The organism is Brevibacillus massiliensis (genome assembly GCF_000311785.1).
GTDB classification, from domain to species: domain Bacteria; phylum Bacillota; class Bacilli; order Brevibacillales; family Brevibacillaceae; genus Brevibacillus_C; species Brevibacillus_C massiliensis.
Genome location: NZ_HE978561.1, coordinates 1 through 9,734 on the forward strand (window position 1 = coordinate 1; position 9,734 = coordinate 9,734).

Annotated in this window: 8 protein-coding genes and 11 tRNA genes; 18 read left to right on the forward strand and 1 reads right to left on the reverse strand. The window is 50.8% G+C overall.

Going from position 1 to position 9,734, the window contains the following annotated elements:
* Nucleotides 1-6 precede the first annotated feature (6 nt).
* From HGBM_RS25905 to rocF, 12 genes are all read left to right on the forward strand, one after another.
* Nucleotides 7-81 (forward strand) — tRNA-Asn (locus tag HGBM_RS25905).
* A gap of 1 nt (nucleotide 82) precedes the next feature.
* Nucleotides 83-158 (forward strand) — tRNA-Thr (locus HGBM_RS25910).
* A gap of 15 nt (nucleotides 159-173) precedes the next feature.
* A tRNA-Glu gene (locus tag HGBM_RS25915) sits at nucleotides 174-250 on the forward strand.
* A 72-nt stretch (nucleotides 251-322) separates the two neighbouring features.
* Nucleotides 323-398 (forward strand) — tRNA-Val (locus tag HGBM_RS25920).
* A 78-nt stretch (nucleotides 399-476) separates the two neighbouring features.
* A tRNA-Tyr gene (locus HGBM_RS25925) sits at nucleotides 477-561 on the forward strand.
* A 14-nt stretch (nucleotides 562-575) separates the two neighbouring features.
* A tRNA-Gln gene (locus HGBM_RS25930) sits at nucleotides 576-650 on the forward strand.
* Nucleotides 651-660: 10 nt separating this feature from the next.
* Nucleotides 661-736: transfer RNA gene (locus HGBM_RS25935), tRNA-Lys, on the forward strand.
* 19 nt (nucleotides 737-755) lie between these two features.
* Nucleotides 756-831 (forward strand) — tRNA-Gly (locus HGBM_RS25940).
* A gap of 12 nt (nucleotides 832-843) precedes the next feature.
* Nucleotides 844-920: transfer RNA gene (locus HGBM_RS25945), tRNA-Arg, on the forward strand.
* Nucleotides 921-994: 74 nt separating this feature from the next.
* Nucleotides 995-1,071: transfer RNA gene (locus tag HGBM_RS25950), tRNA-Pro, on the forward strand.
* Nucleotides 1,072-1,075: 4 nt separating this feature from the next.
* Nucleotides 1,076-1,149, forward strand: a tRNA-Gly gene (locus tag HGBM_RS25955).
* 148 nt (nucleotides 1,150-1,297) lie between these two features.
* Nucleotides 1,298-2,194: an arginase gene (gene rocF, locus HGBM_RS25960; protein ID WP_019123995.1), complete on the forward strand. Its 897-nt coding sequence runs from the start codon at nucleotides 1,298-1,300 to the stop codon at nucleotides 2,192-2,194.
* A 101-nt stretch (nucleotides 2,195-2,295) separates the two neighbouring features.
* Here rocF and HGBM_RS32200 read toward each other — a convergent pair whose 3' ends face one another.
* Nucleotides 2,296-2,496, reverse strand: coding sequence for an aspartyl-phosphate phosphatase Spo0E family protein (locus HGBM_RS32200; RefSeq protein ID WP_081590313.1), 201 nt, complete (start codon nucleotides 2,494-2,496; stop codon nucleotides 2,296-2,298).
* Between the two features lie 133 nt (nucleotides 2,497-2,629).
* On the opposite strand from HGBM_RS32200, the gene sigW reads away from it, so the two are divergent.
* From sigW to glmS, 6 genes are all read left to right on the forward strand, one after another.
* Nucleotides 2,630-3,193, forward strand: coding sequence for an RNA polymerase sigma factor SigW (sigW, locus tag HGBM_RS25970; protein WP_019123997.1), 564 nt, complete (start codon nucleotides 2,630-2,632; stop codon nucleotides 3,191-3,193).
* 21 nt (nucleotides 3,194-3,214) lie between these two features.
* A complete protein-coding gene (locus HGBM_RS25975) occupies nucleotides 3,215-3,838 on the forward strand; it encodes a zf-HC2 domain-containing protein (RefSeq protein ID WP_019123998.1) in 624 nt (207 codons plus the stop codon).
* Between the two features lie 110 nt (nucleotides 3,839-3,948).
* Nucleotides 3,949-4,767, forward strand: a complete 819-nt coding sequence (cdaA, locus tag HGBM_RS25980) for a diadenylate cyclase CdaA (protein ID WP_019123999.1) — start codon at nucleotides 3,949-3,951, stop codon at nucleotides 4,765-4,767.
* The gene (locus tag HGBM_RS25985; RefSeq protein WP_019124000.1) at nucleotides 4,760-5,992 is read left to right on the forward strand and encodes a CdaR family protein; all 1,233 of its coding nucleotides are present in this window, start codon (nucleotides 4,760-4,762) and stop codon (nucleotides 5,990-5,992) included. The genes cdaA and HGBM_RS25985 overlap by 8 nt, the downstream gene beginning before the upstream one ends.
* Before the next feature lie 43 nt (nucleotides 5,993-6,035).
* The gene (gene glmM / locus HGBM_RS25990; RefSeq protein ID WP_019124001.1) at nucleotides 6,036-7,382 is read left to right on the forward strand and encodes a phosphoglucosamine mutase; all 1,347 of its coding nucleotides are present in this window, start codon (nucleotides 6,036-6,038) and stop codon (nucleotides 7,380-7,382) included.
* Nucleotides 7,383-7,835: 453 nt separating this feature from the next.
* A complete protein-coding gene (gene glmS, locus HGBM_RS26000; RefSeq protein WP_019124003.1) occupies nucleotides 7,836-9,668 on the forward strand; it encodes a glutamine--fructose-6-phosphate transaminase (isomerizing) in 1,833 nt (610 codons plus the stop codon).
* Nucleotides 9,669-9,734: the final 66 nt, after the last annotated feature.

The window sequence follows — 9,734 nt, forward strand, 5'->3', positions numbered from 1 at the left end:
CAACGTTCCTCAGTAGCTCAATGGTGGAGCAACCGGCTGTTAACCGGTAGGTTGGCGGTTCGAGTCCGTCCTGAGGAGCCACGCTCCTGTAGCTCAGTAGGTAGAGCGTTTCCATGGTAAGGAAGAGGTCGCAGGTTCGATTCCTGTCGGGAGCACCATTTATTACTCGATATGGCCCGTTGGTGAAGCGGTTTAACACAGCAGCCTTTCACGCTGTCATGCAGGGGTTCGAATCCCCTACGGGTCACCATAATTTGTTTGGGGTCCCCGCAAAGTACTCGGAATTACCTTCGAAGGCTTACGTCGCTTTGTGGGGTGTTGGGGAGGCTTAGCTCAGCTGGGAGAGCATCTGCCTTACAAGCAGAGGGTCGGCGGTTCGATCCCGTCAGCCTCCACCATGCTCGCTTTGCTCGCAGGTTTCGGCTGTGGATTTCATCGCGTCGGTTCACCCTCGAAGCAGAGCCAAAATAAATATTGGGGAGATAGCGAAGTGGCTAAACGCGGCAGACTGTAAATCTGCTCCCTCTGGGTTCGGCGGTTCGAATCCGTCTCTCCCCACCATGACATTCCTGCATTGGGGTATAGCCAAGCGGTAAGGCAACGGACTTTGACTCCGTCATTCCTAGGTTCGAATCCTAGTACCCCAGCCATTCATTGTGTGAGCCATTAGCTCAGTTGGTAGAGCATCTGACTTTTAATCAGAGGGTCGAAGGTTCGAGTCCTTCATGGCTCACCACATCATTCATCATGTCTGCGCGGACGTAGCTCAATTGGTAGAGCGTCGCCTTGCCAAGGCGAAGGTCGCGGGTTCGAGACCCGTCGTCCGCTCCATCGATATTATATGTGCCCTTAGCTCAGCTGGATAGAGCGTTTGACTACGAATCAAAAGGTCGGGAGTTCGAATCTCTCAGGGCACGCCATTTTACCACAAAAAGTGAAGAAAAGCGTTGTAGAGTACTCCGAATACTTTTCGGGGACCCCACAACCAAAATTACGGGAAGTAGCTCAGCTTGGTAGAGTACTTGGCTTGGGACCAAGGGGTCGCAGGTTCGAATCCTGTCTTCCCGACCATGATGCGGGTGTAGTTCAATGGTAGAACCCCAGCCTTCCAAGCTGGTCGCGTGGGTTCGATTCCCATCACCCGCTCCATTTATTTTATCAAGGTAACGAGCGGCCCGAGGCTGCTCGTTTTTGTTTTCTCAAAATTAGTATAACTATGCACATTCCTGTCGAGTTGAGTCATTTTTCCCATGCAGGCTACAATATAGGTAGTCAGTACGGGAAGGGGATATCGACATTGAACAAAAACATATCGATTATAGGTGTACCTATGGACTTGGGCGCTGACCGGCGCGGCGTCGATATGGGGCCAAGTGCGATCCGTTACGCAGGAGTGGTCAAGCGATTGGAAGGGATGGGGTTTGCGATCAAGGATATTGGCGATATCCCGGTCACGCGCCCGCATACCTTCACAGAGACTGATCACCATAAGTATTTGGATGAGGTAGTAGCGGCTAATGAAGAACTGGCTAACGTAGTAAGCCGGGAGGTGGAAGCAGGACGTTTTCCGCTTGTCTTAGGCGGCGACCACAGTATCGCCATGGGGACGATCGCGGGTGTAGCCAAACACAGAAAGAGCCTCGGGGTCATTTGGTTTGATGCACATGGTGATTTGAATACGGGCGAAACATCCCCAACCGGCAATATTCACGGAATGCCCTTGGCTGCTAGTATGGGTCTGGGGAATAAGCGGCTGGTAAGTATCGGCGGGTATTCCCCGAAATTAAAGGCGGAAAATATTGTGATTATTGGGGCGCGCGACCTCGACAGCGGTGAGCGAAAACTCATTAAAGAACGGGGCATAAAGGTCTTTACCATGCACGAGATTGATCGGCTGGGGATGGCAAGAGTGATGGAGGAAGCGATAGCCCACGTAAGCAAAGGAACAGATGGTGTCCATCTCAGCCTTGATCTGGATGGCTTAGATCCACATGACGCACCCGGGGTAGGAACACCAGTCATTGGCGGCATTTCTTACCGGGAGGGTCATTTGGCGATGGAAATACTGGCAGAGGCGGATATTCTTACATCTGCCGAATTCGTTGAAGTAAACCCCATTCTGGACGAACAAAACAGAACGGCTCGCGTGGCTGTAGCATTGATGAGTTCCGTATTTGGCGATAAATTGTTATAATAGACCTATACCAAAAAGCTGCGGGGGATACTTATCCCTGATGCAGCCGTGGAAAAGAGAGGGGCAGTCCCTCTCTTTTCCTCTTTACTGTTCTGGAAAAACTAGTTACATTCAATAGATGAATGGTGCAGTTTATTGAGAAGTTGGTCCAATTTGGCGCTCAGCTCGACCAGTTCTGGAGTGATGGCGGAGTCGTGCTTGTACTGTTCGTTAAGTTGCTGACGCAGCTCCTCGATTTGTCGGAGGACAAGTTCAATGCACACTGCAGCCACTCCTTTGGATATTTTATTTTGATGCCTCATAATTACTACCAATATATGCTGAATCTGGTCCAATATACCCAATTATGATCCAGAAAAACATCCCGCTAACAAGTTGAAACAAAATAACGGATAGTTCGTATGAACAAGGTACGGCAACGCCGGGGAGGATAGCATGGAATTCGTAGAAAAACGGTTGACGGAGCGGGCGAAGCGGGGGGATCGCGAAGCCTTTGCGGAACTGGTGGACATTTATAAAGATAAAATTTACCAGTTAGCTTTCCGGATGGTAGGCAACCGCCAAGAAGCGGAGGATATCGCCCAAGAAACATTCCTGCGCGTCTTTGCAAACCTGCACACCTATGACGAAAGCTACAAGTTCTCTACCTGGATTTACCGCATCGCCACCAACTTATGTATCGACCGGGGACGAAAAAAGAAACCGCACTTCTCTCTCGACGAAGAGGCGGATGGGACAGAAGGGCTTGACTGGTATTCACGCCTTTCTTCTAATGAAAAAACCCCGGAAGAAAAGATGGTCACGCGGGAACTGCAAGATACGGTTCAGGAGGCTTTGACTCAACTATCCCCCAAGTACCGCTCCATTATGATCTTGCGCTATATAGAGGATTTATCACTGCAAGAAATCAGCGATGTTCTAAAATTGCCGATAACAACAATCAAAACGAGGATTCACCGCGGTCGTGAAGCGTTGCGTGGAAAGCTTCAACACATGTAGTAGAAAGGAGATCAACCTCAGATGGAATGCAGAGAACAACATCTTCTCATCCATTCCTTTTTGGATGGGGATATCGACGAATTAAGCAATCACCGCCTGCAAGAACATCTCAGGGACTGTGCGGAATGTCGCCAGTACTTACGCGAATTGCAAAAAACCGTGGCGCTGGTTCAAAGTTTGTCGCACGTATGTGCGCCGTCCGATTTTACCAATCGTGTGCTTGCGCAGTTGCCGGCTCCTTCAGGGATGAATCGTTTTTCAGCCTGGTTGAGAAAGCATCCATTTGTCACCGCTGCGGCAGTTTTCTTCTTCTTGATGGCCGGCAGCGTGTCCGCCACCTGGATAGAACGTGATCAAACGCTGCAGGTGTCTTCCAACAGCCTGGACCAGCTGAGAATTGATCGGGCGCGTAATCTTGTCGTTGTACCCGAGGGCACGACGATCGAAGGGGACTTGGTTGTCCGTAATGGAAGTGTCGAGGTGCAGGGCAAAGTTCAGGGTAACGTGGTCGCTATAGACGGGAAGGTATTCTTGGCATCCACCGCTAATGTCGCAGGAGATGCTGAGTCAATAGAGGCGATATTTGATTGGATTTGGTACGAACTGAAAAATATCGGAAATAACTTGCTTCCCATCGCCCCTTAGGAGAAAATAAGGTAAAATAGGCACGGCCGATCCAATAGCCGTGCTTTTTCGCAGCCAATTCCCGAGCTATCGCTGTAGCAAAAGGTGTGAGAATAATGTGGGGGCTTCACATGGGGAACATTGAATACACAAATATACTCCGTTACGTGATCGATATTTTACTTGTCACGTACGTTATTTATAAATTATTGATGCTGATTCGCGGAACAAGAGCTGTCCAACTGTTGAAGGGGATTTTAGTGGTCGTCATTACCTGGCTGCTCAGCAAATGGTTCGAACTGACCACCTTGTATTGGCTGATGTCACAGGCATTTACCTTTGGAATGCTGGCATTGGTGATTATTTTCCAACCCGAGTTGAGACGGGCCTTGGAGCAATTGGGGAGGGGCAAGCTGTTTTCCCGAACGTACTCGAATCAAGGTGAAGAAGTTGTCCAACGCATGGTTCAAGAAGTCGGCAAATCCGTTACGTACATGGCCAAACGGAGAATTGGAGCCCTGATCGTGATTGAGCGGGAAACCGGGCTAAACGACTACGTAGAGACCGGTATTCAAATCAATGGACGAGTGACTTCGGAACTATTAATCAACATTTTTATCCCGAACACACCGCTTCATGACGGAGCAGTCATTATACGCAAAGACACTGTGCTGGCAGCGGGTTGTTATTTGCCGCTTACAGAAAATCCCACTATTTCAAAGGAACTAGGAACTCGTCACCGCGCAGCAATCGGAATGAGCGAGGTATCAGACGGCTTGTCGATTGTCGTCTCAGAAGAGACAGGACAAGTGTCTTACGCATCGAATGGCGAAGTGAAACGAGGTTTAACCGAAGAGCAGCTGAAAGAGATGCTGCTGGAACAACTGACTCCGCCAGCGAAGAACAAGTCTATGGGCAGCCGCTGGCAATGGGGGCGAAAACATGGATAAATGGTTAAACAGTCCTTGGTTTGTCAGAGCAATCGCCTTATTGATGGCAAGCATGTTGTGGATGGCCGTGAATATTGAGCCGCAGCCTGGCCCCGGTACGGATACGAGCCGCCCGATGATCATGAACGGGTTAAACCTGAAAGTCTATTATGATTCCGACCGTTATGAGGTAGTGAGGGCGCCCCAGACAGTCAGCGTGGCTGTGGAAAGCAGCAATCCGTTTTTTCGCTACAGCATCGGGACTGATCAGCTTGAGGTCTACGTAGACCTCAGAGGCAAAGGCAAAGGTGTCCATCGGGTACCTGTGCAGTACAAGGGATTCCCCAGCGACGCGAGAGTGGCGATAACGCCCTCTACGGTTGAGGTTACCCTGGAAGAGAAGCAGACGGTGGAAAAAGAAGTGAAAGTGGAGCTGTTGGGACAGGTCGCAGCAGGCTACACGGCCGGCACTCCGGAAGTCAAACCGGAGAGGGTGCACGTGATTGTACCGGAGAGTCAGGTAAACAATGTCGCTTACGTGAAGGCCACACTTAACCTGGAGGGGGCGACGTCGCCGATCAACACCTCCGTTGAGTTGAAAGTCGTCGATAAACAAGGAAATGTCATGCCGCAGGCGGAAGTAACGCCCCATAAGGTGGAGGTCAATGTACCCGTAACGAGTCCGTTTATCATCGTGCCAATTAAAATAAACTTGACGAATGACTTGCCTGATGGATATAGTTTGGCTAGTGTGCAAACTAGTACGGAAGAGGTGACGGTGTTCGGACCACAAGATGTAATCAGGGGCCTTACCGTATATCCGGGACCGGATATCGATCTGAGCAATATCACATCGGATCGGCTGCTGCAGTTGAAAATACCGCTTGTCGATAAGGTGGTCAAAGTTCAACCGGATGATCTGGAAGTGACGCTGAAAGTCGTTCGTTCGCAAACGAAGCAGTTAAAAGGCGTACCGCTGAGAATCAGTGGACTGTCTGACGACCTGCAGGCAAAAATCTTAACTCCGGATGGGCAGGAGATTACCACAATTGACTTTGACGTGATCGGGGCACCGCAAAACTTGAAGGATCTTACTCCTGAGAATGCCCAAATCATTGTCGATGTGAGTAACCTGCCTGTAGGGGTACATGAGATACCGATTATTTACAAGCTGCCAAACTACCTGAAGACGGCACCAAATGCGATCAAGCAGGTAACGGTTGAAATCACGAGCAAACAAGGATAAACATAGCTGAAGATGTTGAGAAGCAAAGAAAAGAGGGACAAGGATGGGGAAGTATTTCGGAACAGATGGTGTACGTGGAGTTGCCAACTCTCAATTAACGCCTGAACTAGCCTTCAAAATCGGCCGGATCGGCGGCTACGTACTGACCAGACATAAACAGGAAGGCAAACCAAAAGTAGTCATCGGACGAGATACTCGCATATCTGGGCAAATGCTGGAAAATGCGCTGATTGCCGGCTTATTGTCAGTTGGGTCCGAGGTAGTGCGACTCGGAATTATCCCTACGTCGGGTGTTGCCTATCTGACCCGTGCCCTGGGTGCGGATGCCGGTGTTATGATCTCTGCATCACACAATCCATTTCCAGATAATGGGATCAAATTCTTCGGCAGTGACGGGTTTAAACTGAGTGATGAAGTCGAACTGGAAATTGAGCAGTATCTGGATGCTGCGGAAGATACCCTGCCTCGTCCGACCGGGGACAAGATCGGGTCGCTGCTGGAGTACTTGGAAGGAGCCCAAAAATACCTTTCCCACTTAAAGGGTACGGTTACCGAGCGGTTTGAAGGGATAAAGGTCGTCCTGGATTGTGCGAACGGAGCCGTGGCCTCGCTTGCCGCCCGTCTGTTTGCCGACGTAGAGGCGGAAGTGATTACGATCGGCGCGAATCCCAACGGTACGAACATCAACGAACAGTGCGGTTCGACTCACCCGGAAAAATTACAGGAAGAGGTTCTCAAGCATCAAGCCAACATCGGTCTCGGTTTTGATGGTGACGCCGACCGCTGTATTGCTGTAGACGAAAAAGGTGAAATTGTCGACGGCGACTACATCATGGCGATATGCGCCCGTGCCCTAAAGGCGAACGGCAATTTGAACAACAACACGATCGTGACAACCGTCATGACGAACCTGGGCTTTTTTAAGGCGATGGAGGAGCTGGGGATCAACACGACCAAAACAGCGGTTGGGGACCGGTACGTTGTCGAAGAGATGGTCCGCGGCGGTTACAACCTTGGCGGCGAACAATCCGGGCATATCATCTTCCTTGACCACAATACGACTGGGGACGGACTTTTGACCGGCCTGCAATTGCTCAATGTGGTAAAAGAATCCGGCAAGCCGCTGTCGGAGCTCAAGCAGGTGATGACCAAATACCCGCAGCTGTTGGTCAACGTCGCTGTCGCGGATAAATCGAAACTGGCCGGCAACGAAGTGATCGAAAATGCCATCAAGGAAGCCGAAAGTGAACTGGCTGACAATGGACGGGTGCTGGTTCGCCCTTCCGGTACGGAGCCGCTTGTCCGGGTCATGGCAGAGGGGCCGGATAAAGACCAGCTGGAGTCGCTCGTGCAGCGGATTGCAGAAGTGGTAAAACGGGAGCTGTCCTAAAAATAGATGCGGGGAGCGGCACGAAGCTGCTCCCTGCTGCATAAAATTAGGAAAAAAGCCATTGTTGTTGAATCGAGAAAGCTATGGTAAAGTAAGGTTGGTCAAATCAATGAAGCCGGCGAAAGGAGGCGATATTGGAGAAAATCGGATGACCGATAAGCTGGCAGATTGGTTGACCGAGGGATTGCAAAGCGCCAGAACTGCGGCTGCCTGGCATGGAGCGCAGTTGACGAGGTGGAGGTTTATCGAAGGGTTCGGCGGATGCCTCCCGGTAGCTCGTATCTCTACCGCAAGTACAGGGACAAAACGTTGGGGCAACTCAACGCACAATACCTGTATCAGATACGCAAAGAGGAGAAATTTGAGGAATGACGGGGGCGCACCCCGTTTAAATGAAAGAGATGTGGGGTTGTGTGTCCCCGTCGTTTGACGTCGAAAGGGGATTACACATTTATGTGCGGTATTGTAGGATACATTGGAAATAAGGATGCGCAAAAAGTCATTGTCGAAGGTCTGCGGAAATTGGAGTATCGCGGGTACGATTCGGCTGGTGTCGCTGTCTTGACAGATCAGGGCTTGGAACTGGAAAAAGCGCAGGGCCGCCTTGCCGTTCTCGAAGAACGCTTGGTCACGAAACCGCTTCGGGGCGTAATCGGCATTGGCCATACACGCTGGGCGACACACGGCAAGCCTTCTGATCAGAATGCACACCCGCATATCGATGAAAAAACCCAATTTGCGGTTGTTCACAACGGGATCATCGAAAATTTTATATCCATTAAGGCAGAACTGTTGGAAAAGGGATATACCTTTACTTCGGAAACGGACACGGAAGTAATTGCCCATTTACTGGCAGATCTTTACGATGGAGATCTCGTCTCGACTGCCCGCAAGGCGGTTCAAAAAATGCGCGGAGCTTACGCACTGGGGATCATGACTTCCCATGAACCGGATAAATTGGTTGCCGTTCGCTTGGCCAGCCCGCTGATCGTCGGCATCGGCGAAGGCGAAAGCTTTATCGGCTCGGATATCCCTGCCATCCTGGAGCATACTCGTGACGTGTATATTCTTGATGAGGGAGAACTGGCTGTTCTGACTCGGGAAGGTGTGGAACTCTACAAGGTCGACACGGGAGAAAAAATCGCACGCGACCTGTTCCATGTCGATTGGGACCTCGTCCAGGCCGAAAAAGGCGGCTATGACTCGTTCATGCTGAAGGAGATTCACGAGCAGCCTCAAGCCATTCGTGATACGATCGGTTCCCGTGTAGACGAAAAAAACAAGCGGATCATCTTTCCCGAATTAAAGATGGACGATGCAGAGTTGGCTGCCTATGACAGAATCTATATCGTCGCTTGCGGAACATCGATGCACGCAGGTCTCGTCGGTAAAGACGTCATTGAAAAAATCACCCGCGTCCCGGTAGAAGTGGCCGTTGCTTCTGAGTTCCGCTACCGCGACCCGATCTTTACGGACAGAACGCTCATGATCGTGATCAGCCAATCGGGTGAGACAGCAGATACCTTGGCCGCTCTGCGGGAAGCCAAGAAAAAAGGCGTAAAAGTCCTGGCGATCACCAATGTTGTCGGAAGCTCTGTCGCTCGCGAAGCTGACGAGGTCGTCTTTACTTGGGCAGGGCCCGAAGTTGCTGTAGCTTCCACGAAGGCTTATACCAGCCAGGTAGCTGCGCTCTACTTGTTCGCTCTGTATTTTGCCCAGGTAAAGCAAGCGATGTCACCGGAGGAAATCGCCGCAGTGGTCGAAGAGCTGCAAGAGCTGCCCGCGAAGATTTCCGCCATTCTCAGCGACCAGGACGCTGTCCGTGAGTTTGCCGACAGCATCAAAGAAGTAGACAGCCTGTTCTTTATCGGCCGCGGCCTCGATTATTCCGTCTCTCTGGAAGGGTCGCTGAAACTGAAGGAGATCTCTTATATCCATTCGGAAGCGTACCCGGCCGGCGAGTTGAAGCACGGTACCCTGGCGTTGATCGAAGACAACGTCCCTGTGGTGGCCATCGCTACTCAACCCGATATCTACGAAAAGATGGTCAGCAATATCATCGAGGTAAAAGCGCGCGGTGCCCGCGTCTTGGGCTTTGCCCTTGAAGGCGACAATGAACTGGCGAAAACCGTAGACCATGTCATTCACATACCAAAGACGCTGCCATTCCTAACGCCGCTCTTAACCGTCATTCCACTCCAACTGCTCGCCTACTACGCTTCGACGTCCAAAGGCCTTGATGTGGATAAGCCGAGGAATTTGGCGAAGAGCGTAACGGTGGAGTAAGAAGGGGATGATTGGGTTTAAGTTTTGTTAATATCAAATAAATCCCGTCCTGGGAAAATAAAAACT

Excerpts from the sequence above, each read along its gene's own strand:
- HGBM_RS32200 (WP_081590313.1), bottom strand. The coding sequence starts at position 2,496 with ATGAGGCATCAAAATAAAATATCCAAAGGAGTGGCTGCAGTGTGCATT.
- sigW (WP_019123997.1), top strand. The coding sequence starts at position 2,630 with ATGGAATTCGTAGAAAAACGGTTGACGGAGCGGGCGAAGCGGGGGGAT.
- HGBM_RS25975 (WP_019123998.1), top strand. The coding sequence starts at position 3,215 with ATGGAATGCAGAGAACAACATCTTCTCATCCATTCCTTTTTGGATGGG.
- cdaA (WP_019123999.1), top strand. The coding sequence starts at position 3,949 with ATGGGGAACATTGAATACACAAATATACTCCGTTACGTGATCGATATT.
- HGBM_RS25985 (WP_019124000.1), top strand. The coding sequence starts at position 4,760 with ATGGATAAATGGTTAAACAGTCCTTGGTTTGTCAGAGCAATCGCCTTA.
- glmM (WP_019124001.1), top strand. The coding sequence starts at position 6,036 with ATGGGGAAGTATTTCGGAACAGATGGTGTACGTGGAGTTGCCAACTCT.
- glmS (WP_019124003.1), top strand. The coding sequence starts at position 7,836 with ATGTGCGGTATTGTAGGATACATTGGAAATAAGGATGCGCAAAAAGTC.